Source organism: Streptomyces sp. NPDC032822 (genome assembly GCF_055578825.1).
Genome location: NZ_JBVIOL010000011.1, coordinates 265,956 through 290,303, shown reverse-complemented (window position 1 = coordinate 290,303; position 24,348 = coordinate 265,956). Strand labels below are relative to the sequence as shown.

General features: G+C 71.7%; 23 protein-coding genes. 11 read left to right on the top strand and 12 right to left on the bottom strand.

The features are described from left to right. Window positions 1-223: 223 nt before the first annotated feature. Window positions 224-616, bottom strand: a complete 393-nt coding sequence (locus tag ACZ5VD_RS29705) for an ankyrin repeat domain-containing protein (RefSeq protein WP_468553369.1) — start codon at window positions 614-616, stop codon at window positions 224-226. Window positions 617-877: 261 nt separating this feature from the next. Between ACZ5VD_RS29705 and ACZ5VD_RS29700 the strand changes: the two genes are divergently transcribed. Then, complete coding sequence (locus ACZ5VD_RS29700; protein ID WP_010357990.1) at window positions 878-1,072, top strand: hypothetical protein; 195 nt, start codon at window positions 878-880, stop codon at window positions 1,070-1,072. Between the two features lie 34 nt (window positions 1,073-1,106). Continuing rightward, entirely contained in the window at window positions 1,107-2,726 is a 1,620-nt protein-coding gene (locus ACZ5VD_RS29695; protein WP_468683815.1) for a hypothetical protein, read from the top strand. Window positions 2,727-2,785: 59 nt separating this feature from the next. Here the strand turns inward: ACZ5VD_RS29695 and ACZ5VD_RS29690 are convergent, their stop codons facing one another. Beyond that, on the bottom strand, window positions 2,786-4,285 hold the full coding sequence (locus tag ACZ5VD_RS29690; RefSeq protein ID WP_468553371.1) for an SCO1417 family PLP biosynthesis transcription factor: 1,500 nt from the start codon (window positions 4,283-4,285) through the stop codon (window positions 2,786-2,788). Between the two features lie 64 nt (window positions 4,286-4,349). Here ACZ5VD_RS29690 and yczE point away from each other — a divergent pair, with 64 nt between their 5' ends. From yczE to ACZ5VD_RS29670, 4 genes are all read left to right on the top strand, one after another. After that, window positions 4,350-5,045, top strand: a complete 696-nt coding sequence (gene yczE, locus ACZ5VD_RS29685) for a membrane protein YczE (RefSeq protein ID WP_468683813.1) — start codon at window positions 4,350-4,352, stop codon at window positions 5,043-5,045. Continuing rightward, complete coding sequence (locus tag ACZ5VD_RS29680) at window positions 5,042-5,809, top strand: glycerophosphodiester phosphodiesterase (protein WP_468683812.1); 768 nt, start codon at window positions 5,042-5,044, stop codon at window positions 5,807-5,809. The genes yczE and ACZ5VD_RS29680 overlap by 4 nt, the downstream gene beginning before the upstream one ends. A gap of 49 nt (window positions 5,810-5,858) precedes the next feature. Continuing rightward, entirely contained in the window at window positions 5,859-7,214 is a 1,356-nt protein-coding gene (locus ACZ5VD_RS29675) for an MFS transporter (protein WP_468683810.1), read from the top strand. A 267-nt stretch (window positions 7,215-7,481) separates the two neighbouring features. Next, entirely contained in the window at window positions 7,482-7,856 is a 375-nt protein-coding gene (locus ACZ5VD_RS29670; RefSeq protein ID WP_003977404.1) for an RNA polymerase-binding protein RbpA, read from the top strand. Between the two features lie 229 nt (window positions 7,857-8,085). On the opposite strand, the gene fxsA is transcribed toward ACZ5VD_RS29670, so the two are convergent. The 4 genes from fxsA to ACZ5VD_RS29650 all read right to left on the bottom strand — a co-directional run bounded on the left by fxsA (window position 8,086) and on the right by ACZ5VD_RS29650 (window position 12,198). After that, on the bottom strand, window positions 8,086-8,652 hold the full coding sequence (gene fxsA, locus ACZ5VD_RS29665) for an FxsA family membrane protein (RefSeq protein ID WP_468553375.1): 567 nt from the start codon (window positions 8,650-8,652) through the stop codon (window positions 8,086-8,088). Window positions 8,653-8,749: 97 nt separating this feature from the next. Next, the gene (locus ACZ5VD_RS29660) at window positions 8,750-9,550 is read right to left on the bottom strand and encodes a polyprenol monophosphomannose synthase (protein WP_468553376.1); all 801 of its coding nucleotides are present in this window, start codon (window positions 9,548-9,550) and stop codon (window positions 8,750-8,752) included. A gap of 558 nt (window positions 9,551-10,108) precedes the next feature. Beyond that, entirely contained in the window at window positions 10,109-11,710 is a 1,602-nt protein-coding gene (locus ACZ5VD_RS29655) for an amidohydrolase (protein ID WP_468683809.1), read from the bottom strand. Between the two features lie 47 nt (window positions 11,711-11,757). Further along, entirely contained in the window at window positions 11,758-12,198 is a 441-nt protein-coding gene (locus ACZ5VD_RS29650) for an Lrp/AsnC family transcriptional regulator (protein ID WP_067025789.1), read from the bottom strand. Between the two features lie 271 nt (window positions 12,199-12,469). Between ACZ5VD_RS29650 and ACZ5VD_RS29645 the strand changes: the two genes are divergently transcribed. Beyond that, complete coding sequence (locus tag ACZ5VD_RS29645) at window positions 12,470-12,904, top strand: hypothetical protein (protein WP_468553378.1); 435 nt, start codon at window positions 12,470-12,472, stop codon at window positions 12,902-12,904. Window positions 12,905-13,109: 205 nt separating this feature from the next. Continuing rightward, entirely contained in the window at window positions 13,110-13,370 is a 261-nt protein-coding gene (locus ACZ5VD_RS29640; RefSeq protein WP_468553379.1) for a hypothetical protein, read from the top strand. Here ACZ5VD_RS29640 and ACZ5VD_RS29635 read toward each other — a convergent pair. Then, complete coding sequence (locus ACZ5VD_RS29635) at window positions 13,333-14,505, bottom strand: acyl-CoA dehydrogenase family protein (RefSeq protein ID WP_468553380.1); 1,173 nt, start codon at window positions 14,503-14,505, stop codon at window positions 13,333-13,335. The genes ACZ5VD_RS29640 and ACZ5VD_RS29635 overlap by 38 nt on opposite strands. 356 nt (window positions 14,506-14,861) lie before the next feature. Here ACZ5VD_RS29635 and ACZ5VD_RS29630 point away from each other — a divergent pair, with 356 nt between their 5' ends. Further along, window positions 14,862-16,100, top strand: a complete 1,239-nt coding sequence (locus tag ACZ5VD_RS29630; RefSeq protein WP_468553381.1) for a glycoside hydrolase family 18 protein — start codon at window positions 14,862-14,864, stop codon at window positions 16,098-16,100. 73 nt (window positions 16,101-16,173) lie between these two features. Here the strand turns inward: ACZ5VD_RS29630 and ACZ5VD_RS29625 are convergent, their stop codons facing one another. The 3 genes from ACZ5VD_RS29625 to ACZ5VD_RS29615 form a co-directional block, all read right to left on the bottom strand. Then, on the bottom strand, window positions 16,174-16,836 hold the full coding sequence (locus ACZ5VD_RS29625; protein WP_468553382.1) for a TetR/AcrR family transcriptional regulator: 663 nt from the start codon (window positions 16,834-16,836) through the stop codon (window positions 16,174-16,176). Between the two features lie 64 nt (window positions 16,837-16,900). Beyond that, on the bottom strand, window positions 16,901-17,041 hold the full coding sequence (locus tag ACZ5VD_RS29620) for an SCO1431 family membrane protein (protein ID WP_468553383.1): 141 nt from the start codon (window positions 17,039-17,041) through the stop codon (window positions 16,901-16,903). Window positions 17,042-17,181: 140 nt separating this feature from the next. Beyond that, the gene (locus tag ACZ5VD_RS29615; protein ID WP_468553384.1) at window positions 17,182-18,555 is read right to left on the bottom strand and encodes a peptidase C39 family protein; all 1,374 of its coding nucleotides are present in this window, start codon (window positions 18,553-18,555) and stop codon (window positions 17,182-17,184) included. A gap of 203 nt (window positions 18,556-18,758) precedes the next feature. On the opposite strand from ACZ5VD_RS29615, the gene ACZ5VD_RS29610 reads away from it, so the two are divergent. Next, window positions 18,759-19,379, top strand: coding sequence for a uridine kinase family protein (locus ACZ5VD_RS29610; protein ID WP_468683840.1), 621 nt, complete (start codon window positions 18,759-18,761; stop codon window positions 19,377-19,379). 434 nt (window positions 19,380-19,813) lie between these two features. Further along, window positions 19,814-21,676, top strand: a complete 1,863-nt coding sequence (locus tag ACZ5VD_RS29605; RefSeq protein WP_468553385.1) for an AAA family ATPase — start codon at window positions 19,814-19,816, stop codon at window positions 21,674-21,676. A gap of 151 nt (window positions 21,677-21,827) precedes the next feature. Here ACZ5VD_RS29605 and ACZ5VD_RS29600 read toward each other — a convergent pair whose 3' ends face one another. Together ACZ5VD_RS29600 and ACZ5VD_RS29595 are read right to left on the bottom strand one after the other, a co-directional pair. After that, a complete protein-coding gene (locus ACZ5VD_RS29600) occupies window positions 21,828-22,913 on the bottom strand; it encodes a hemolysin family protein (RefSeq protein ID WP_468683807.1) in 1,086 nt (361 codons plus the stop codon). Next, a complete protein-coding gene (locus tag ACZ5VD_RS29595) occupies window positions 22,910-24,268 on the bottom strand; it encodes a hemolysin family protein (RefSeq protein WP_468683806.1) in 1,359 nt (452 codons plus the stop codon). Before ACZ5VD_RS29595 ends, ACZ5VD_RS29600 begins: the two co-directional genes overlap by 4 nt. Window positions 24,269-24,348: the final 80 nt, after the last annotated feature.

Below are 24,348 nucleotides of genomic sequence, written 5' to 3'. Positions count from 1 at the left end.
CCGCCGTTTCCTGCTTGCTGTAAGCCATCTTCCTCTGCCTCTCGTCGGTGGCCCATGCGGACCGCATCACGGTCCGCGCGGTGCGGCATCACCTGCCCAGCCATCGCGTCCGTGAATCACGACGTCATGATGACTCGGCAGTTCCATCTGCCGCGACCGAAATTCCGGCGGCCTGTTACCGCCTCCCCCGTTTTTCGTGTCCGCCCTGGTCAGGGCGGGCGTGTCAGTGTGCGCCGAACAGTTCGAGCAGATGGGTCTTGCCGAACATCCGGGCGGTGTCGACGGCCGACGGCGTCCCCGCCGCGGGGTCGGCCCCGCCCTCCAGCAGTGCCTTGATGACGTCTTCCTCACCCTTGAAGACGGCTCCGGCGAGCGGGGTCTGACCGCGGTCGTTGATCCGGTCGCCCTCGGCCCCCCGGGCGAGCAGGGCACGGACGGCGTCGGCATGGCCGTGGTAGGCGGCGAGCATCACCAGGGAGTCGCCGCGGTCATTGGTGAGGTTGGCCGGAACACCCGCGTCGACATACGCCACGAGCGCCTCGGTCTGCCCCTGCCGGGCCAGATCGAAGATCTTGGTCGCCAGCTCCACGACCTCGGGGTCGGGGGCTTCAGTCATCGGCGGGTCCGCCTCTCAGTACAACCGTTCAGGTGAATCGCCAGGGTACTGGCTCGCGCGGCACATGACCCGAAGTGCCGGAGGTAAAGATCACCGCAGACCCGGTCGGACGCAAGAGCCCAGCTCAACCGGACCAAGAGCACTCCCCCACCCGGGCGAAATCAAGGGAAATTCACCCTGTTGCACCTTTTATCGTATGGATACATCCTGTGATCCTGGAAGTACTCATGGTGACTGTCCCCACGAACCAGGAGACCCCCAATGATCCTGTCCATCTCAGGCGTCGTCCTTCTCGGCATCATCGTCTTCCTCTTCTTCAAGAAGGACGGCCTCAAGGCCTCCCACGCCCTGGTGGCCGCGCTCTTCGGCTTCTACATGGCCAGCACGGCCATCGCCCCGAGCATCAAGGCCGGCGGCGAGAGCCTGGCGAGCCTCCTCGGCGGAATCAAGTTCTGACGCCCCTGTCCGTACGCACCTTCAGGAGACAGCAGTGGCTCGGCGCCCCCTCCCCCGCATTCTGAGCACAGGCAGCGCACAGATCGCCCGGAGCCGGGATCTGGCCCGGACGGCGGCCGACAGCGCCACCGACGTTCTCCACCCACTGATCACGATCACCCGCGGTCTGCGCCGGCTGGCCTCGGCCGGGCGGCGCAAGTGGGCCGACACCCCCAAGGACAGGCGCGGGCCGCTGCTCTTCCTGGTGGCGTCGGTGGTCCTGGTCGTGGCGCTCGTGCCGTACGGCCCGCTGCTCGCCGTCATCACCCTGATGACGGCGGCAGCCTGGCAGGGCCGGGACCGCAGGGAGCCGGAACCCGACGGTCCGGACGAGTCGCAGACGGAGCGCCTCCAGTCGCTGTACGAGGCGCTGGTGCCGTACTTCTCGGCCGCCGAGGACCCGGCCCCGCTGTACGCGCACGGCGGCGAGTGGGAGAAGGCCTTCCCCGCGTACGACTTCGACGGCACCGGCCGGATCACGCACCTACTGATCCGCTACCCGGCGTACTTCACCGACGGCGAGGCCGCGTCCCGCGGCCGGATCGAGCAGTTGCTGCACGCCAAGTCGGGCCGCGGTCGCGAATACCACTTCGCCTGGGACGAGGAGGGCAACCAGCTCACGGTCACGGTCCTGGCCCCTCTGTCCACCGACATCGCCGCACAGCGTTTCGTCACGTCCCCCGGCGAAACGGTGCTCGGCTTCACGGACCCGACCCAGGTCAGGCGCACCCTCCCCCTCACCCACGGCGCGGAACAGCGCGACGTCCCGCCGGTCGTCTGGCGCACGGGCATCCGCTCCACGGAGCCGCACCTCCTGGTCATGGGCCAGCCGGGCAGCGGCACCTCCACCCTGCTGCGCTCCATCGCACTGCAGGCCCTCCAGTACGCCGACCTCGTGATCGTCGAGGGCGGCGGCACCGGTGAGTACGCGTGCCTGACCGGCCGGGACGGCGTCCTCGCGGTCGAGTGCGGGCTGGCCGGGGCCCTGGCGAGCCTGGAGTGGGCGACCGCGGAGACCGAGCGCAGACTGATCGCCCTCAACCGTGCCCGCCAAGCGGGGCACCCCCCGCCGGACGACACCAAACGCCCCCTGTGGATCCTCCTGGACCGCCCGAGCGCCTTCGCCCACGTGGCCGCGGCGGACGGCCGCCCGGACCCGCAGACCCTGCTCCAGGTTCCGCTCCGGCACGGCCGCGCGGCCCACGTGACGGTGGTGGTGGCCGACCAGTTCGACAGCGCGGACGCCCTGAGCGACGCCGTACGCCAGCACACCCGCGCGCGGGTCGTGCTGGGCCCGGCCACGGCCGACCAGCTGGAGGCAATCCTCGGCGCCCACCCGCACACGACACCGGTCGCCCAGGTGCCGCCCGGCCGCGGCTACGCCCGCCTGGGCACGGGCCCGGTCCACCGGCTCCAGGTCCCGTCCACGCCGGACCCCTACGACGACGCGACCAGCGACACCGACCGCCAGGCGGTCCTCGCACTGCTGCCGCCGCGCACCACACCGGCGGACGGGACGCGGCTGCCGGACGCGGTGCCGGTCGCCGCACCGACCGCGGCGGGGACCGCAACGGCGGCGGCGCCGACGGACGCCGTGGTGGCGGAGACCTCGTAGCAGCCGCGCGACGGATCACACCGACGACGGACGAGGCGGCTCGCGCCCCGGACGCACCCTCACGCCACGAAGGTGCGAGGCGCCTCACCGCCCCCGGCCCCGCCGCTCTCCACGAGCCGCGCCGCCGCGGCCAGCCGCGCCGCCGCCTCCTCCGCCACCGCGCCGCCCACGGTGAACGGCAGCCGCACATACCCCTCGAAGGCCCCGTCGACCCCGAACCGCGGACCGGACGGGACCCGTACGCCCACCCGCTCCCCCATCTCCGCGAGCCGCGACCCGGACAGCCCGCCCGTGCGCACCCACAGCGTGAGCCCGCCCCGGGGCACCTCGAACTCCCAGTCCGGCAGTTCCCTGCGTACGGCGGCCACCAGCGCGTCCCGGTTGCCGCGCGCCTGGTCACGGCGTACGTCCACGGCCTTGGCCCAGCCGCCCGTGCTGAACAGCCAGTTCACCGCCAGCTGTTCCAGCACCGGTGTGCCGAGGTCGGCGTAGGCCCGCGCGGCGACCAGGCTGCGGATGACGTCCGGTGCCGCCCGCACCCACCCGATGCGCATGCCCGCCCAGAACGCCTTGCTGGCCGACCCGACGGTGACGACCGTCGATCCGGCCGGGTCGAAGGCGCACACGGGCCGCGGCATCTCGACGTCCGGGTCCAGCCACAGTTCGCTCATCGTCTCGTCGGCGACCAGCACGGTCCCCGCCGACCGGGCCGCCTCCACGAGCCGCCGCCGCTGGTCCTCGTCGGCGAGCGCGCCGGTCGGGTTGTGGAAGTCGGCGACGACGTAGGCGATCCGGGGCGCGGCGTCCCGCAGGACCTGCCGCCAGCGGTCCATGTCCCAGCCGGTCAGCCCCTCCGCCATGGCGACGGGCACCAGCCGGGCGCCCGCCTCCCGCATCAACTGCAGGATGTTGGCGTACGAGGGCGACTCCACGGCGATCCGCTCGCCGCGCCCGGCGAACAGATGGCAGATGGCGTCGATCGCGCCCATCGCACCGGTCGTCACCATGATCTGCTCGGGCATCGTCGGGATCCCGCGCGCGGTGTAGCGCTCGGCGATCATCGCGCGCAGGGCGGGCAGCCCGGCCGGGTAGTCGCCGTGTGTGTGGGCGTACGGCGGCAGCTCCTCCAGCGCGCCCTGCACGGCCCGGGTGAGCCACGGCTCGGGCGCGGGCAGCGCCGCGCAGCCGAGGTCGATCACCGAACCGAGCGCCTCGGGGGGCAGGGGTTCGAGCCCGCGCGCGGGCAGCGGGTTACCGGCCGGCACCGCCGTCCAGCTGCCGGCGCCGCGCCGGGACTCCAGGAACCCCTCCGCGCGCAGGGCCTCGTACGCCGCCGCGACCGTGGTGCGGCTGACGGACAGGGACAGGGCGAGCTCGCGCTCGGCGGGCAGCCGGGCGGCGACCGGCACCCTGCCCTCCAGGACCAGCAACCGGATGCCGTCGGCCAGCGCGCGGTAGGCGGGCGGACGCCGCGTCCCCGGCCCGGCCGGGCGGTCCTGCTGGGAGTTGAGCAGCCGCGCTAGCTGCGCGGCCCCCATCGCCGAGGTCCACGTCGCCATGGAAATCAGTCCACCTTCCCCGAATTGGCCATGGATGAGGTCTCCACCCGAGCCACAGGGTGTCATGCGTCAGGCCACTACCACCACACAGGAGGACCCCTTGCCCACGAAAAGCCCGAGCCGTCCCGGGCGCCGGTTGATCCAGCTGTACGTCGGTCTCGCGCTGTACGGGGCGAGTTCGGCGCTCCTCGTCGAGGCGGGCCTGGGTCTGGAGCCGTGGAACGTCCTCCATCAGGGGCTCGCCGAACTCACCGGCCTGACGATCGGCGTCGTGTCGATCATCGTGGGCGCGGCCGTGCTGCTGCTGTGGATCCCGCTGCGCCAGCGCCCCGGGCTGGGCACGGTCTCCAACGTCTTCGTGGTCGGCCTCGCCATGGACGCCACGCTCGCCGTGGCCCCCGAGGCGCACGGCCTCGCCGTACGCGTTCCGCTGCTGCTGGCCGGGATCGTGCTGAACGGCGCGGCCACCGGTCTCTACATCGCCGCCCGCTTCGGGCCCGGTCCGCGCGACGGCCTGATGACCGGTCTGCACCGGCGCACCGGCCGCTCGATCCGCCTGATGCGGACGGCGGTCGAGGTCGCGGTCGTCGTCACCGGGTTCGCCCTGGGCGGCACCATCGGCGTCGGCACCCTGCTCTACACGGTGACGATCGGCCCGCTCACCCAGTTCTTCCTGCGGGTGTTCGCCGTCCCGTCGGTGTCCGGCGGCAGCCCGGTCGTTGCCGGCGGGCGACCTCAGCAGGCGATACTGCGTCCGTGACCCCGCGGATACGCCACCCCTACCTCGACCATCCCGGCCCGATCGCCTTCGCCCACCGCGGCGGGGCGGCGGACGGCCTGGAGAACACCACGCTGCAGTTCCGGCGCGCGACCGAGGCGGGCTACCGCTATCTGGAGACCGACGTCCACGCCACCTCGGACGGCCGGCTCGTCGCCTTCCACGACAACACCCTGGACCGGGTCACCGACGGGGCGGGCCGGATAGCGGACCTGCCGTGGAAGGACGTACGGCACGCGCGCGTGGGGGGCAAGGAGCCGGTGCCCCTCTTCGAGGAGTTGCTGGAGACCTTCCCCGAGGTGCGCTGGAACGTCGACGTCAAGACAGAGCCCGCGCTGCTGCCCCTGCTGGAGCTGATCGAGCGCACCGGCTCCTGGGACCGGATCTGCGTCGGCTCGTTCGCCGAGGCGCGGGTGGTCCGCGCCCAGCGACTGGCCGGGCCGCGCCTGGCGACGTCGTACGGCACCCGGGGCGTCCTCAACCTCAGGCTGCGCTCCTGGGGCCTGCCCGCGGCCGTACGCCGCTCCGCGGTCGCCGCACAGGTGCCCGAGGTCCAGTCGGGCATCCAGGTGGTCGACCGGCGCTTCCTGCGCACCGCCCACGCGTTCGGGCTCCAGGTGCACGTGTGGACGGTGAACGAACCGGACCGCATGCACCGCCTCCTGGACCTGGGAGTCGATGGCATCATGACCGATCACATCGACACACTGCGCAAGGTCATGGAGGAGCGGGGCATCTGGGTCTGACCCTCCCCTCTCCCGGCCCGCGCACCTTCACGGGGAAGCGAGGGCACGGGTGGGCACCGACACCGTGCGGGCGGGCTCGGCGGACGAGGCCGCCGAACGGCGGCGCGAACAGCGTGGCTGGTACTTCTACGACTGGGCCTGTTCCGTCTACTCGACGAGCGTGCTCACCGTCTTCCTCGGCCCCTATCTGACGTCGGTCGCCAAGTCGGCGGCGGACGCGGACGGTTTCGTGCACCCCCTGGGCATCCCGGTGCGCGCCGGGTCGTTCTTCGCCTACTCGGTGTCCCTGTCGGTGATCGTGGCGGTCCTGGTGATGCCCCTGGTCGGCGCCGCCGCCGACCGCACCGGCCGCAAGAAGCCGCTCCTCGCCACCGCCGCCTACACCGGGGCCGCGGCGACGACGGCCATGTTCCTCCTCGACGGCGACCGCTATCTGCTCGGCGGCGCGCTGCTGATCGTCGCCAACGCGGCACAGTCCGTCGCGATGATGCTCTACAACTCCTACCTGCCCCAGATCGCCCCGCCCGAGGAGCGCGACGCCGTCTCCTCCCGGGGCTGGGCCTTCGGATACGCGGCGGGCGCCCTGGTCCTGGTGGCGAATCTCGTCCTCTACACCGGTCACGAGTCCTTCGGTCTCTCGGAGAGCGCCGCGGTCCGTATCTGTCTGGCGTCCGCGGGCCTGTGGTGGGGCGCCTTCGCCCTCATTCCACTCCGCCGCCTGCGTGATCGCCGTCCCGGGGCGAAGGCCGTCGGGGAGAGCACGGCCCCCGGCTTCCGCCAGCTCGCCGCGACCGTCCGCGACATGCGCCGCCACCCGCTGACCCTCGCCTTCCTGCTGGCCTATCTCGTCTACAACGACGGCATCCAGACCGTGATCTCCCAGGCGTCGGTCTACGGCTCCGAGGAACTCGGCCTCGGGCAGTCGACCCTCATCGGGGCCGTGCTGCTGGTCCAGGTGCTGGCGGTGGCGGGAGCGCTGGGTATGGGCCGACTGGCCCGGGTCTACGGCGCCAAACGCACCATCCTGGGCTCGCTGGTCGCCTGGACGGTGACCCTGGGCGCCGGCTACTTCCTGCCCGCGGGGGCACCCGTGTGGTTCTTCGTGCTGGCCGCCGGCATCGGACTGGTCCTCGGCGGCAGTCAGGCCCTGTCCCGCTCGCTGTTCTCGCACCTCGTGCCGCCCGGCAAGGAGGCCGAGTACTTCTCGGCGTACGAGATGAGCGACCGGGGCATGAGCTGGCTGGGCCCGCTGCTGTTCGGGATCACCTACCAGGTGACCGGAAGCTATCGGGACGCGATCATCTCGCTGGTGATCTTCTTCGTCGTCGGGTTCCTGCTGCTGGCACGGGTTCCGGTGCGCCGGGCGATCTCCGACGCGGGCAATCCCGTTCCCGAGAGGATTTAGCGTTCAAGGCGAAAGCGCTGTAGTGTACGCGTTTGGCCTGCCAGGCGTACCGTTACTGCGCGTCAAAGATGCCGAAACGCTGTGTCACATCTGCCAGCAGATGTGACAAACCGGGCACTGGTGGGTACAACAAGGGGCAGCTACGACGGCGACGCATGACCCGGAACGGAACCCGGAACGGGAATCTTTACCGCCGACCGGACGTTGACCGGATGACGACGACAGCGACACCTGTCCTGTGGGCGACAAGCCCGGGAGGCACGATTCATGAGTGAGCGAGCTCTTCGCGGCACGCGCCTCGTGGTGACCAGCTACGAGACGGACCGCGGCATCGACCTGGCCCCGCGCCAGGCCGTGGAGTACGCATGCGAGAAGGGGCATCGATTCGAGATGCCCTTCTCGGTCGAGGCGGAGATCCCGCCGGAGTGGGAGTGCAAGGTCTGCGGGGCCCAAGCACTCCTCGTTGACGGCGACGGCCCTGAGGAAAAGAAGGCCAAGCCCGCGCGTACGCATTGGGACATGCTGATGGAACGGCGCACTCGCGAGGAACTCGAAGAGGTCCTCGAAGAGCGCCTGGCTGTTCTGCGCTCCGGCGCAATGAACATCGCGGTCCATCCGCGAGACAGCCGGAAGTCGGCGTAGCCCCTCCGGGGTCTGGGCGGACAAACAACACACACAAAAAACCGCGGGCGCCGTACGTGATCTCACGTGCGGCGCCCGCGGTTTTTTGTCACCCACGCGGCCGAACCGCCCGCCCGGTCACGGGGACGGGCGGGGTCGCGGGGCCCGTCGGGGCAAGGGACCGGTCGGGGCACGAAAAGCCGGGTGCCCCGCCGAAGGTCCGGCGGGGCACCCGGCAGGGCCGAACGGCTCAGTGCGTCAGCGGCGGCCGCCGGTCCTGCGGGCCGGGGTTCCCCGGCTCGTCCCTGATGACCTCGCCCGGGACGACCTTGCCGTCCGGGCGGTGTATACGGGCCTGCTGGAAGGCGCCGCCCAGGCCGCCCTGGGCGGCCTCGCGGAGCTTGCGGTCGACCGTGCGCTCCGCGTACCGGCCGAGGGCCTTCTGGACCGGCGGGATCAGCAGGAGCAGGCCGACCGCGTCGGAGATCAGGCCGGGGAGCATCAGGAGCAGGCCGCCCAGCATCATCAGGCCGTTGCCGCCACCGCTCGACGAGGCGGAGGGGGCTCCGCCCCGCTGCAAGGCCTCGTTCAGGTTCTGGAAGGCTCGTCGGCCCGCCCGCTTGATGACCACCGAGCCGAACAGCAGGCCGGCCACCAGCAGCAGGAAGACCACGATCACGCTGGTCGCGCCGGCGACCACGGTCAGCAGCCAGATCTCCAGCACCAGCCAGGCGGCGACACCCAGCGGCAGAAACGTACGCAGCCGGGAGCGCCGGGGCCGGACGGGGTGTGTGGGAGTCGGAGCGCCAGTCGTCATACGTCCAGTGTGCCTGGACCCGGCTCAGCACGGGATAAGGGAACGATCACCGGAGGCTGTGAGATCCCCGTACCGCGGCTGTGAGGGCCGGTCCCGACTACGGCCGTGAGGGCTTGTCCCGGCCCACGATCCTGCCGACCCGCTCGCCCACGCCCCACGTCGTGACCCGCCACAGGGCCTCCACGAGGATGTCGCGGCTCATCTTGGAGTCGCCGTGCTCGCGCTCGACGAAGGTGATGGGCACCTCGACGACGTGATAGCCGGCCTTGACCGCTCTGCGGGCCAGGTCGACCTGGAAGCAGTAGCCCTGGGAGGAGACCTCTTCGAGGCCGAGGCCTTCGAGGGTCTCGCGGCGGAAGGCGCGGTAGCCGCCGGTGATGTCGCGCAGCGGCAGGTCCAGGGCGACGCGGGAGTAGAGGCTGCCGCCTCGGGAGATGTACTCCCGGGATCTGGGCCAGTTCACGACCCGGCCGCCGGGGACCCAGCGGGAGCCGAGGACCAGGTCGGCGCCCTTGAGGGCGGTCAGCAGACGGGGCAGTTCCTCGGGCTGGTGGGAGCCGTCGGCGTCCATCTCGATGAGGACGCCGTAGCCGTTCTCCAGGCCCCAGCGGAAGCCCGCGAGGTAGGCGGCGCCGAGGCCTTCCTTGCCCTTGCGGTGCAGTACCTGGACGTGGTCGTCGTCGACCGTCAGTTCGTCGGCGAGCTTGCCGGTGCCGTCCGGGCTGTTGTCGTCGGCCACCAGGACGTGCGCGTCGGGAACGGCCTTGCGCACGCGACCGACGATCGCCTTGATGTTCTCCGCCTCGTTGTAGGTCGGAATGATCACCAGTGCGGTACCGAGCGGGCCGAACCGCCTCCCCCGGTCCTGTGCCGCGAGGGTCCCGTCGCCGTCGTTCACTACTGCCCCTTCAAGTCCGTACGCAGAGGTCCACCATAGTGGCCGCCGCCTGCGATGACGTGACAGGACGTAAGTATGGTGGTGTCGTTTACACAAAAGCGGGGTAAGAGCGCGCTCCTCGGAAACCGTGCGTACCGTGTCAAGGGCTGTGCGTGCTGCGGATGGGGGCCCGGCGCCCTTCGGGCCGACCTGGGGCCCGCTGGCTGCGGGTCGACCGAAAGCCGTTGTCTACTGAACGTCCGGGCCCCACCCGGGTCACACCTCCCCGACCGGCCGGAACGTTCCCTCGCCGTGGCGCGGGCGCTGAGCCTGGCTCCCAGTGGCGGTGCCCCGGTGCGGCACACCGTCCCTGACCCAGCGGCGCGGCGGCGAGTGCGCGGACATTCCCCGGTCGGGCGTCCGGTGGTGGACTCGGCCGAACCTACCGGCACGCTGCCGTCGGCTGTCAACAGCCGCTTGAGCTGCGCGTATTCCGTCAAAGCCCTGGTCAGCGGGGAGGATGCGCAGGTCGCGCGACGGCGTGGTGACGACCGATCGGCCGTGCGCCACCCCGGTAGATCACTCGCCCGGCCGTACGAACACCGTTCGTCCGCCCACCACGGTGCGCAGGCAGACGGGCAGGTCGTGGCCCGGGGTCAGGTCGGGCAGACCGGGGGTGCCGGAGCGGGGGTCGGTCGACCAGCGGGCGACCCGGTCGTCAGGCGCCTGGACGACGAGGGCGTCGGTGCGCCACACGGCGTAGTCCGCGGGTGCGCCCGGCACCAGGACGCCCGCGTCGTCGCGTCCGACCGCCCGCCAGCCGCCCCGCGTGTGCGCGGTGAACGCGGCGCGCACCGAGACGCGGTGCTCGGGGGTGCGGTGGAAGGCCGCCGCGCGGACCGTGCCCCACGGGTCGAGGGGGGTGACCGGGCTGTCGGAGCCGAAGGCGAGCGGGACGCCGGCCCTCAGCAGGGCCGCGAAGGGGTTCAGGGTGCGCGCCCGCTCCGCGCCGAGGCGCTGGGCGTACATGCCGTCCTCGCCGCCCCACAGCGCGTCGAAGGCGGGCTGGACGGACGCCGTCAGGGCGAACTCGGCGAAGGCCGCGATCGTCTCCGGGGTGAGCATCTCGGCGTGCTCGACGCGATGCCGGGCGGCCCGTACCCGGGCGAGGCCGAGCTTCTCGGCGGCGGCGCGCACGCCCTCGACGACGGCGGTCACGGCGGCGTCCCCGATGGCGTGGAAGCCCGCCTGGAGGCCCGCTTCGGTGCACGCCGTGACGTGCGCGGCGACAGCCGCCGCGTCCAGGTAGGAGGTGCCGGTGTGGCCGGCGTCGGTGTACGGCTGGTGCAGACAGGCGGTGTGCGAGCCGAGGGCGCCGTCGACGAACAGGTCGCCGGCCGCGCCGACCGCGCCCAGCGCGCGCGCCTTGTCGACGTCCTGGTCCGCCCAGTAGCCCACCACGCGCGGGCCGGTCGCCTCGGCCGCGAGCCGGAGCAGGCCGATGAAGTCGTCCTCGGAGGAGATCTCGGGGCCGGCGCACTCGTGGACGGTGCCGATGCCCAGGGAGGCGGCGTGGGCGAGGGCGGTGCGCTGGGCCTCGGCGCGCTGGGCCGGCGTCACGGCGCCCAGGGCGGCGGCGCGCACGGCGTGGTGGGCGTCGGCCGTCAGGGGCGCGTCGGGGGCGTCGAGGCCGGGTGTGAGGGCCAGCAGGGCCGTCGTGACGACCGCCGAGTGGACGTCGATCCGGCTGAGGTACAGCGGGCGTCCGCCGGTCGCGGCGTCGAGTTCGGCGCGGGTCGGCGGGCGCCCCCCGGGCCAGCGGGCGGCATCCCAGCCGTGGCCGAGGAGGACGCGGTCGTCCGGGCGGGCGGCGGCGAAGTCCCGTACGCGGGCGAGGGCGGCGTCCAGGGAGGGCGCGTCGGACAGGTCGAGGCCCGTGAGGGCCAGGCCGGTGGACGTGGTGTGCACGTGCGCGTCGGTGAAGGCGGGGGTGACCAGGGCGCCGTCCAGGTCGATCACGTCGTCGACGCCGTCCGCGAACGCGTCGGCCGCTCCTTCGGAGCCGACCCAGGCGACATGGCCGCGCTCCACGACCATCGCCGTCGCGAACGGGTCGGCGGGGCTGTGGACCTCTCCGCGGCGCAGGAGGACGGTGGTCGGTTCGGCGGTGCGTTCACTCATGAGGGACAGTTTCGCGCCTGCCGCGAACCGTCCGGCACCCAGGTCGGTCAGATCCGCGGTGGGCGTGCCTCGTAGGGCGTGGAGAGCACCACCGTGGTCCGGGTCGAGACCCCCGCCAGCGTCCTGAGCCGGGCCAGCAGCTCTTCCAGCTCGTGCGGGGTCGAGACGCGCACCTTGAGGATGTAGTTCTCGTCGCCGGCGACGCTGTGGCAGGCCTCGATCTCGGGCACGCCGGAGAGGCGCTCCGCGATGTCGTCGGGGGCGCTGGGGTCGAACGGCTTCACCGAGATGAACGCGGTCAGGGGCAGCCCGACGGCCTCCGGGTCGACCACCGCGGCATAGCCGCGGATGACGCCCCGCTGTTCCAGCCGGCGCACCCGCTGGTGCACGGCCGACGTGGACAGGCCGGTGGCCTTGCCCAGGTCTGTGTAGCTCATCCGCCCGTCCTTGACGAGCAGCTGCACGATTTGTCGGTCGAGCTCCTCCATGGCGCAAGAACCTACCGTGCGGCTGATCTCCTCCGATACCTGAGCGGCGCAGGTCATGCCCGGTTCGTGATGTGGCGGGAGGCGGCCCGCGACCCTGCCGGGGGGACAAATCGGCCGCCGTGGGCATCTGCGGATGGCATGTGACGAACACCACACCTCCCGGACAGGCTCCGTGATGCTCCCGTGATTACCGCCGAGACGGGGCGGGAAGTGCTTGCTGTGGTCGAGGCCGCAGTGCCTTCACGGCCCAGCCCGAGGGGGAGAACCCGATATGCAGAGTCTTCAGCGCCCTGGTCGTACCGCACCCAAGCGGCCGCAGCTGGTTGTCGAGCCCGAGCCGGAGGGCGTCGAACCCGACGAACTCGACGACGATCTCGACGCCTACGACAGCTTCGAGATGTACCGGGTGATCTGCCCGGACTGCGCTCAGCCCATCGCCCTGCTGGCGGACGAGGAGGTGCTGCCGGAGCACGCGCTGTGCGCCTCGCCCTGGAATCCGTTCGGGCTCACCGTCTGCGCCGGCACCGGCCGCGAGGCCTCCGACGCGCGGTCGGCCGACGAGTCGGCCGAGCCTCAGGAGCAGGACACCGCCCTCCTGTTGACTCTCCCTCAGGGGCTCGACTGGAGGACACAGCCTTTCTCGCACGTCGGCGGGCCGAGCTCGCGCCCCATCCGGGTGCCCGTCCTGCGCCGCCAGGCCGCCTGAGCGGCCTCGCACCCACCCCGTGACCGAGCCGCGCCACGGCTCCAGGATGCCGTGGCGCGGCTCGGTGTGTGCCGCTGCGGGGTGACGTCGGGTCAGGCGGCTGCGAGCGGCTTCGGCCGAGGCGGTCCTCGCTCCCCGACGTCCGTGAACTCACGCACGATTCCCGGGACCGGTGACCGTGCGACGCCCTCCGCGTTGCCCCGGCATGACCCCCACCACTTCCACGACCGGGCGTCAGCGACGGGTGTACGTTCCCGCTCCCGTTCTCGGCTCCACAGAATCGGTTCCGCTCGCGCCGCCCCAGGTGCCGGACCCGCCCATCTACCGTGATCTGATGCGCACTTGGGCTGCCCGGGGCCGCACTCTGCCGGGGCGCCACGACCCGGAGTGGGTCCGGCTGGCGGCGCCCCAGGTGACGTCGGGTCAGTTCAGCGGGTCTCGGGACCCGCTAGGTGACGGGCGATGACCATCCGCTGGATCTGGTTGGTGCCCTCGACGATCTGCAGCACCTTGGCCTCGCGCATGTACCGCTCGGCCGGGAAGTCGGCGGTGTAGCCGTATCCGCCGAGGATCTGGACGGCGTCGACGGTCACCTTCATCGCCGTGTCGGTGCAGTGCAGTTTGGCCATGGCCGCCTGTTTGGCGAACGGCCGGCCCGCGTCGCGCAGCCGTGCCGCCGCCAGGTACAGCGCCCGGCCGGCCTCGATCTGGGTCGCCATGTCGGCGAGCATGAAGCGCAGCCCCTGGAAGTCGGTGATGGGCCGCCCGAACTGCCGCCGCCCGGTCGCGTACGCCACCGCCTCGTCCAGCGCCGCCTGGGCCAGGCCGACGGCGCAGGCCGCGATGCCGAGCCGGCCCGAGTCCAGCGCGGCCAGCGCGATGGCGAAGCCCTGTCCCTCCTCGCCGATGCGCCGGCCGGCACCGACCCGCACGCCGTCGAAGTGGACCTGCGCGGTCGGCGATCCCTTCATGCCCATCTTCTTCTCCGGCGCCGCGCCGCTGAGGCCCGCCGCGTCACCGGGCACCAGGAAGGCCGTGATCCCGCGCGGGCCCTCCTCGCCGGTACGGGCCATGACCGTGCAGAAGTCGGCGATGCCGCCGTGCGTGATCCACGCCTTGGTTCCGGTGATCACCCAGTCCTCGCCGTCGCGCACCGCCTTCGTGCGCAGTGAGGCCGCGTCCGAGCCGGAGGACGGTTCCGAGAGGCAGTACGCGCCGAGCAGGCCGCCGCCGAGCATCGCGGGCAGGTGCTCGACCTGCTGCTCCTTGGTGCCGTAGGCGGCGAGCGCGTAGGAGGCCAGGGTGTGCACGCTGACGCCGAGGCCGACGGTGAGGCGGGCCGCGGCGAGTTCTTCGAGGACCTGGAGGTAGACCTCGTAGGGCTGGTCGCCGCCGCCGTACTCGGAGTCGTACGGCAGGCCGAGCAGTCCGGACGCGGAGAGCAGGGTGAAGATCTCGCGCGGGAAGCGGCCGGCGTCCTCCTCCTCGGCCGCCTTCGGGGCGATCTCGTGCTGCGCGATGTCGCGGACGAGCGAGATCAGATCCCGGGCCTCGTCCGTGGGCAGTTGCCGGTCCACCGGCTGCGGGGCGCGGTCGGGCATGGCGACGCTCTCCTCCCTGGTCGGGCACGGGCAAAGGCGCCCGTGGTGGGGGCGGCTCCGCCGGGTCTCACTGAGTGCGGCCGATGCTCGCACTCCCGGGTCACGGAAGCTGCTGACCAGCGGCTCTGCGCTGTGAGTATGCCCGATCGGCGGCATCCAGTCACCAGTTAACGACCGCTCACTTCGGGAAGTTCCGGGCCGCCGCTCCAGGAAGGTCAGGGCCGCGGGATCCGCCACCTCGAAATTGGTCCGAACCATTGACGTACTGGTCTAGTCCTCCTACTGTTTCGGCCGCGACGCCTTACCGCGTTCATGCCAATAGGCGTCGGCACCCCTCCCCCCACGAGGAGACACCGATGCACATACCCCACCGTCCCCGTTCGCGTTTCCGAGCACTGGTCTCCGCCGCGTGCGCCGTCGTGCTCGGCGCCGGACTGCTCGCCGGCGCGGGCACCGCGACCGCCACCGCGGCCCCCTCCGCCCCGAAGGCCGCCGGCTCCAAGGTGCTCGGCTACTTCACCGAGTGGGGCACCTATGACCGCAAGTACTTCGTCAAGAACATCGAGACCTCCGGCTCGGCGGCGAAGCTCACCCACATCAACTACGCCTTCGGCAACGTCACCGGCGGCAAGTGCGCGATGGGCGACGCCTACGCGGCGACCGAACGCACCTACACCGCCGCCGAGTCCGTGGACGGCGTCGCCGACACCTGGGACCAGCCGCTGCGCGGCAACTTCAACCAGCTGCGCGAGCTGAAGAAGAAGCACCCGGGCCTCAAGGTCCTGTGGTCCTTCGGCGGTTGGACCTGGTCGAGCGGCTTCGGCGAGGCCGCGAAGAACCCGGCCGCGTTCGCCCGGTCCTGCTACGACCTGGTCGAGAACTCCCGGTGGGCCGACGTCTTCGACGGCATCGACATCGACTGGGAGTACCCGAACGCCTGCGGCGCCACCTGTGACACCAGCGGGAAACCCGCGTTCAGGAACCTGATGTCGGCGCTGCGGGCCACGTTCGGCACCGGCAACCTGGTCACCGCGGCGATCACCGCCGACGCCACCCCCGGCGGCAAGATCGACGCCGCCGACTACGCGGGCGCGGCGCAGTACGTCGACTGGTACAACCCGATGACGTACGACTACTTCGGCGCCTGGGCCGCGACCGGCCCGACGGCCCCGCACTCGCCGCTGAACTCGTACTCCGGCATCCCGCAGGCGGGGTACCACACCTCGGCGACCATCGCGAAGCTCAAGGGCCTCGGCATCCCCGCGGCCAAGCTCCTGCTGGGCATCGGTTTCTACGGCCGCGGCTGGACCGGCGTCACCCAGTCGGCGCCGGGCGGCACCGCGACGGGCCCGGCCGCCGGGACGTACGAGCAGGGCATCGAGGACTACAAGGTGCTGCGGACGAAGTGCCCGGCGACGGGGACCGTCGCCGGTACGGCATACGCCAAGTGCGGGAGCGACTGGTGGAGTTACGACACCCCCGCGACCATCGGGACGAAGATGGCGTACAAGAACCAGCAGGGGCTGGGCGGCACGTTCTTCTGGGAGCTGAGCGGGGACACCTCGGGCGGTGAGCTGATCAGGGCGATCAACTAGCCGGTCGTTCAGCGGACTTGGGGCGGGGAACCACGAGCCTCCGCCCCAAGTCGTCGGCTGTTGCCCGCCGTTGTCAGCCGTCGTCTCGGCGGGCCGGCGCCGGGGTGCGGTACGCGGGGTCCATCTCCTCGATGGCGCGCATCGAGCCGCCGAGGGTCTTCACCAGGAGTTCGCGCATCGTCTCGCGGGACAGGTGGGGGCGGTCGATCCAGTCGAGGGCGGCACCCTCGACGCTGCACAGCCAGGCGAGCAGGGCCATCCGGGCCAGCGGGGCGATGTCGGTACGGCCGTAGGCCCCTTCGGCGATGGTGGCGACGATGGCCTCGCGCACCCCGTCCCGGATGGCGTGCACCTCGGCGTCGAAGCCGACGCCGCCGCTGACGATCGTGCGGTACGCGGCCTGGTTGTGCTCGGCGTAGCGCAGATAGCTGTCGACGGTGCGGTGGACCCGGTCCACCGGTTCCAGTTCGAGGCCGCTCGCCGCGTAGGTGACCAGGTCGGCGACGGAGTCCTGGATGATCGCCAGGTAGTAGCCGCGCTTGGACTGGAAGTAGTAGTAGATCAGCCCTTTGGCGACATGCGCCTGGCGGGCGATGTCGTCCATCGAGAGCGCGTCGTAGGACGTGTCGGCGAACAACTTCCGCCCGATGGCGATGAGTTCGGCTCGACGCGCTACCGAGCGCTCGGTGCCGCGCGCCCGGGGACGGGCCGCGTCACGCTGCTGACTGATATTCAATCTCGACCCTGGTCTCGACGGGCGGCGGGACCACCGCAGTATGTCAGGTCGGTTATGCGTCAGGTCACAGCAGACCGAGCTGGGTGACGAGCATCGCGATCACCACGACGAGGGTCCAGCCCATGACGTGTTCGGCGATCTTCGGGCCGTCTTCCCGGGGGCCGCCGGTGCGGGTGCGGGCGGCGATGGCTGAGTGTGCGGTCATGGCTTCTCGCTGAGGTCGGACGTACGGGTGGACTCCCCCCACCAGTCTGTCCACCTTGCCACCGGTGGTGGCTTTTGCGGCAGAGAGCTTGGTCACACGCGAACGACCTCCGGCGCGCCGGAGGCCGTTCACAGGCCGGTTCAGCGCACGCCCACCGCCGCGAGCGCCTTGCGCTGGCGCGGGGTCGGCAGCGCCGGGAAGTACAGGTAGCAGACGCCTCCGGTGCCGGAGACGACCTTGCCGGCCGCGTTGTACCGCTTGGTCCTGAGCCAGATGTTCTCCCACTCGCGCCGCTGGTAGACGCGCCGCACGGCGTCGTTGCTCGGCGAGGCCGGGTCGTTGGCGATCACGTCACCGGTCGCCGTGAAGCCGATCACGGTCATCAGGTGCCCGGAGGTGCCGTAACCCGCCCCCGTCAGCTCCTCCTTGAGGAACGACTGGGACGTGATGGCCGGGATGCCGGCCGCGATCAGCGTCTCCAGGTCGGACAGCGAGCCGAGCCGGGTGACCACGCCCTGGAGGCCCTTGAAGGTGGCCGCGTAGGCGGCGTTGAAGGGCCAGTTGCCACAGCCCTCGTACTGGTGGTCAAAGGTGTAACGGGCCGCGTGGCAGACCTGCGGGTCGGCGTACGACGGGTCGACCCAGGCCAGTTGGTCGGCGGTGAGCCGGCCGCCCCAGTACTCGATGATCATCTGCGAGGAGGTGGGGCTGCACCAGGCTTCGCCGCCGTTGTCGTACTCGGGGTACTGGCCGACGTGGATCTCCTGCGAGTAGCGCGGGACGGTCAGCTCCTGGGCGAGGCCGGGGGCGGAGGCCGGGACGGTGAAGCGGTCGGGGACGTCGGAGCCCATCGCACCGAGCCGCCAGACCGTGGGCGTGGCCTTCGTGCCGGGCTTGCGGTAGAGCGTGAGCCTGAGGCGGTACGACACCAGGCGCAGCCCCGTGGCCGGGTCGTCGATCGCGAAGGTGTCCGTCCAGATGCTGCTCCTGCCGTCGCTCTGGTCGTCGACCGAGGTCCGCTTGATGTCCTGGTCGCCGGCCGCCCAGCGGCCCATCACGTACCAGGGCGTGTTCGTGCCGTCGGAGTACGTGCCCTTCAGCTCGACCTGGAGCCAGGTGCCGGCCGGGGTGCGCGCGTTCCAGGAGGCGATGACCTCGGTGGCGGGGACGGCGAGGCGGTGGACGGGAGACATCCAGGTCCCGTACTCCCAGGCGGCCGTCGTGCCGGTGTGCGGGTCGGTGTAGTCGGCGGTGCCGGCCGGGGTGCCGATCGCGAGGCCCGGTCGGGCACCGGCGACGGCCCGGGTGCCCTTGGCGGCGCCGCCGCGCCAGTCGGCGTACGTGGTCCAGAAACGGTTGTCGACCGGGCGGGCCGCACGCCGGGCGGGGTCGGCGGCGTCGGTCACGGCACTGCTCGCGGTGTCGGCGGACGCCGGGCCCGCGGCACCCGCCACGGCGGCGGCGACCGCGGCGGCCAGGACGGTTCTACGGGACGGCTGTTCGGCTCTGCTCATGGGCGGAGTGACCCCCAGGTGTACGAGTCGGCGCAGGTCCACTGCTTGGCTGTGCGCCAACTATGGAACAGGCGGCATGCTCCTGCCAGCACTTCGGGCCATGCCACGCCCGGCAATATTGGTCTCGTCCACTGAAGCGACCCGGCCGACCTAGACTGCACGGCGGAACCCCTGATCACGCTCCTGCTCCCCGAGGAACGGCCATCCGCGACCTCGCCTCCCGGCTCCGCCGGCTGCCCCCCTCCTGCGGCCCCGTCCGCCTCGTCGGCGTCGACGGGCACGCCGGCTCCGGGAAGTCCACGTTCGCCGGGCGGTTGGCCCGGGAGCTGGGCGGCGCGCCGGTACTGCGGATCGACGACATCGCCAGCCACGAGGAGCTGTTCGGCTGGTCCGCGCGGCTGCTGTCCCAGGTGATCGAACCGCTCGGCCGCGGCGAGAGCGCCCACTACACCCCCTACGACTGGCACTCCCGCGACTTCGGGCCGCCGCGCGCGCTGCCGCCGGCTCCCGTGGTCCTCGTCGAGGGTGTCGGGGCGGGCCGCCGGGCACTGCGTCCGCATCTGGCCCACCTGCTGTGGATGGAGCTGCCGAGCGAGGCGGCGTGGGCACGGGGCCGCGCGCGGGACGGGGCGGAACAGCGGGACTTCTGGGACGGCTGGGTCCCGGCGGAGCGACGGCACTTCGCCGACGACCCCTCCCGGCCCTTCGCCGACCTCCTGGTACGGCAGTGCCGGGAGGGATACGAGGTGTTTGAGGGACCTGCCGGGACCTTTGGACCGGACCAGAATGTCACACACGGTGACGGACCATCCGCAGTGTGCTGAACTTGTGAAGACCCTTGCGGGAGAACTTCCCGGAGTGCTCCAACTCGGCTTGACCGAGGGGCCGTACAGGACTTACGTTCTCAATGCGCGGCCATTCGTAGCCGCCCAGAGTCGCGAAGCCCCCGGTTGTTCCCCCGTGATCGGGGGCTTCGTTCTGCCCCCAGCCCCCTTTTTCGGCTGTCGCGAGGCACGATTCGCTCACCCTCGGTCACCATGCGTGTGTGCGCCCCTGTGCTCCCACCTCGTCAAACGGCCCGTGCGGCACCCTACGGCGGGCGACACCACCGCAGGTACGATGCCCTCGGTGCGACCTACGGACGGCTGGTCTGCGCACCGTCACAACTCCGGTCCGCGGCACAGCGGTTGGACCAAGGCGGTCGACGGGCACCGGCCCGCCGGCCATCCAAACGGGGGCACGGTTTGTGGGGGACGTGATGGACTTCGGCACGCAGGGCCCCGAGGCCCCGGCCGACCTCGCCTGGCTGCGAGGTGTGGACGCCTACACGATGGGCGCCTATCCGCAGGCGGAGGAGGAGTTCCGCGCCGCGGTGCGGATCGATCCCGGGATGGCCGACGGCTGGCTCGGACTGCACGCGCTGCGCGTGGACACGACGACCGCGCTGCTGAGGATGTTCCGGCACCGCGACCGCTTCGGCGAACAGCGCGCCCGGCACCGGCGCAACCTCAACTCCTGGTACTGGCTGGGCTGGTGGGTGCAGCCCGTGCTGGAGAGCCCGCGCGACCTGCTCCTCGCCCACGCCTCGCACTGGCTGGACGGCCGGCACGTCCCGGAACTGGACCGGGCCCTCGCCGGCCTGCCACCGGTGGACGCCGACCACCAGGTCCGCTTCCTGCACGCCTGCCGCGCCTATCTCGTCAAGGACTGGGAACAACTCGTCCGGCACACCGAGCCGCTGATCAACGACGCCATGCTGGGCATAGAGGCGGGCCTGTTCGGCGGGATGGCCCGGGTCCGTCTGGAGATGTACGGCCAGGCCGAACCGCTGCTGTCGTCGGCCCTGATGCGCTGCCGCAGCGAGCAGCCGCAGCGCAAGGAACTGCGCTACTGGCTGGCCCGGGCCCACGAGGGCACCGGCCGCAGCGCCGCCGCCCTCCCCCTGTACCGGGCCGTGCACCGCGTCGACCCGGCCTTCATGGACACCTCGGCGCGGCTCGCCGCGATCTCCGAGGGCGACGGGTACGACGACTCCGCCGACCTCGCCGCGATCATGCTCGCCGGGGCCGGGCAGGACATGGTGGACGGCCCCGACGGACTCGACCCGCTCTTCGGCGGCGACGGCCGCGACCTCAAGTTCACCGAGCCCGGCCCGGCACCCTCCGGTCCGCTGCCGTCGGCCTCCGACCCGGCGGTGCGCGAGAAGTCCCTGCCCGCGCCCTCGCTGCCCGCCGGGCCCACCGACCCGGGATTACTTGAGGAAGCACTCGCCGAACTTGAGCGCATGGTGGGCCTCGAACCGGTGAAGCGCCAGGTCAAGGCGCTGTCCGCGCAGTTGAACATGGCCCGGCTGCGGGCCGGGCAGGGCCTTCCGGTCCAGCCGCCCAAGCGACACTTCGTCTTCTCCGGCCCTTCCGGCACCGGCAAGACCACCGTGGCCCGCATCCTCGGCCGCGTCTTCTACGCCCTCGGGCTCCTCGGCGGCGACCATCTCGTGGAGGCCCAACGGGCCGACCTGGTGGGCGAGTACCTCGGCCAGACCGCCGTGAAGGCCAACGAGCTCATCGACTCCGCGCTCGGCGGTGTGCTCTTCGTCGACGAGGCGTACTCGCTGTCCAACTCCGGTTACGGCAAGGGCGACGCGTACGGCGACGAGGCGCTCCAGGTGCTGCTGAAGCGGGCCGAGGACAACCGCGACCACCTCGTGGTGATCCTGGCCGGCTATCCGGAGGGCATGGACCGTCTGCTCTCCGCCAACCCGGGGCTGTCCTCGCGCTTCACGACCCGCGTCGACTTCCCGTCCTACCGTCCCCTCGAACTCACCTCCATCGGTGAGGTGTTGGCCACCGAGAACGGTGACGCGTGGGACGAGGAGGCCCTGGACGAGCTGCGGTCCATCGCCGGTCACGTGGTCGACCAGGGGTGGATCGACGAGCTGGGGAACGGGCGGTTCGTGCGGACGCTGTACGAGAAGAGCTGCGCGTACCGCGATCTGCGGCTGTCCACATATCCCGGGATGCTGACACGGGACGACTTGTCGACTCTGCGGTTGCCGGATCTGATGCAGGCGTACGGAGAGGTGCTGTCGGGACGGGCGCCGCAGGATCCGTCGCCGATGTAGGCGCGGCCCGCCGGGGCTCACGTCGGGTGGGTCGACCCTCACTCGCTCTCGCGAGGTGCCGCCGCGCCCACCCGGGCCGCCCCACCTGCACGACCGCCCGCGGCCGGGGCGGCTGCCGCTGCGGCGCAGTCGACCGCAGCGGCAGCGCGCCCTAGCTCGCCAGTGCCTCCTCCGGCGCTCCGCTGGTCCGCGGCTCCGCCACCCGTACCTCCGGGACCTCGCGGTGGGCCGGGTCCCGGACCTCGCCCACCAGGAGTTCCAGGACGTCCTCCAGCGCGACGAGGCCCAGGACCCTGCCGGACGCGTCGGCCACCTGGGCCAGGTGCGTGGCGGCACGGCGCATCACCGTGAGCGCGTCGTCGAGCGGGAGGTCGGAGCGCAGGGTCGTCATCGGGCGCCACACCTGTTGCGGCACCGCACGCTCGGACTCCTCCAGGTCGAGGACGTCCTTCACGTGCAGGTAGCCCATGAAAGCACCCTTCCCGGCCGCCACGGGGAACCGGGAGTAGCCGGTGTGGCCGGTGAGTTCGACGATCTGGCCCGGGGTGACCGAGGGGCTGACCGTCACCAGGGACTCGCGGGTCAGGAGCACGTCCGTGACCGGGCGGGAGCCCAGTTCCAGGGCGTCCTCCAGTCGCTCCTGCTCTTCCGGGCCGAGCAGGCCGGCCTGTCCCGAGTCCTCCACCAGACGGTTGAGCTGTTCGCTGGTGAAGACGGCCTCGACCTCGTCCTTGGGCTCGACGTGGAAGAGCCGCAGGATGCCCTGGGCGCAGGCGCCGAGGGCGACGGTGATCGGCCTGCAGACGCGGGCGAAGGCGACCAGGCCGGGGCTGAGCCACAGCGCGACCTTCTCCGGGGCCGCCATCGCGAGGTTCTTCGGGACCATCTCGCCGATGACGAGGTGGAAGAAGATCACCGCGGCGAGCGCGATGACGTACTCCAGCGGGTGGATCATGCCGTGCGGCAGGTGGATCCACTCGAAGAGCGGCTCAAGGAGCTGTGCGACGGTCGGTTCGGCGACCGCGCCCAGGGTCAGCGAGCAGACGGTGATGCCGAACTGCGCGGCGGCCATCATCTGCGGCAACCGCTCCAGGCCGTGCAGGACCTGCCGGGCCCGGGCGGTGCCGAGCGGTTCGATCTGGCTGCGGCGCACCGAGACGAGGGCGAACTCGGCGCCCACGAAGAAGCCGTTGGCGAGCACGAGCAGCGCGGCGAACAGAAGTTGGAGCACGCTCATCGGGCGGCCTCCACCACGGCGACGCCGGCCCCTCGGCCGGTCTCCGCGACGGGCGCCGTCCGCACCAGGCGGACCCGCTCGGCGCGGTAGTGCCCGACCTGACGCACCGACAGCCGCCAGCCGGGCAGTTCGGCCCGGTCACCGACGGCCGGGATACGGCCGAGAAGGTCGGCCACCAGACCGGCGACGGTCTCGTACGGCCCCTCGGGCACGTTCAGGCCTATGCGCTGGAGGATGTCGACACGGCAGCTGCCGTCGGCCTCCCAGGCGGGCCTGCCGTCCTCCGCGGGGGCGGCGGCGAGTTCGGGCAGGTCGTGTCCGTCGTGCTCGTCGCGGACCTCGCCGACGAGCTCCTCGACGATGTCCTCCAGCGTGACGACTCCGGCCGTGCCGCCGTACTCGTCGACGACGACGGCTATGGGCTGTTCGTTGCGCAGCTGCGCGAGCAGGGGCTGCACCGGCAGGGTCTCGGGCACGAGCAGCGCCGGGCGCGCGATGCGCCCCACCGGGGTGCGCAGCCGGTCGGCCGCGGGTACGGCCAGGGCGTCCTTGAGGTGGACCATGCCGACGATCTCGTCGATCTTCTCGCGGTAGACGGGGAAGCGGGACAGGCCGGTGGCGCGGGTCAGGTTGACCACGTCCTCGGCGGTCGCGGACGACTGCAGGGCGCTGACCCTCACGCGCGGGGTCATGACGTGCTGCGCGGTCAGTTCGGCGAGCGACAGCGTCCGTACGAAGAGGTCCGCGGTGTCCTGTTCCAGGGCGCCGGCCTGCGCGGAGTGCCGGGCCAGGGAGACGAGTTCACCGGGGGTGCGGGCGGAGGCCAGCTCGTCGGTGGGCTCGATGCCCATCGCGCGGACGAGACGGTTGGCGACCGCGTTCAGCCCGGCGATCACCGGGTGGAACAGGCGGGCGAAGGCGTGCTGCGGGCCGGCGACGAAGCGCGCGACCTGCATCGGCTTGGAGACCGCCCAGTTCTTGGGCACCAGTTCGCCGATCACCATCTGCACGGCCGAGGCCAGCAGCATGCCGATGACCACGGCGACTCCGGAGACGGCTCCCTCGGGGACGCCGGTCGCGGTCACGGGGCCGCTCAGCAGCTCCGCGAGCGCCGGTTCGGCGAGCATGCCGACGACGAGGGAGGTGATGGTGATGCCGAGCTGGGTGCCGGAGAGCTGGAAGGACAGCTCCTTGAGGGATTCGACGACCGTACGGGCCCGTCGGTCGCCCTCGGCGGCGGCCTTCTCGGCGTCCGTCGCCTCGACCGTCACCAGGCCGAACTCGGCCGCGACGAAGAATCCGTTGGCGAGAATCAGGAGGAACGCCGCTCCGAGGAGCAGCAGGGGGGTGGTCATGATGCCGCCGCCTCCGCGTACGCACGGAACGGGTCCGCGGTATGTCGGCAGGGGGCGGCGCAGGTACTACAGGACGATCC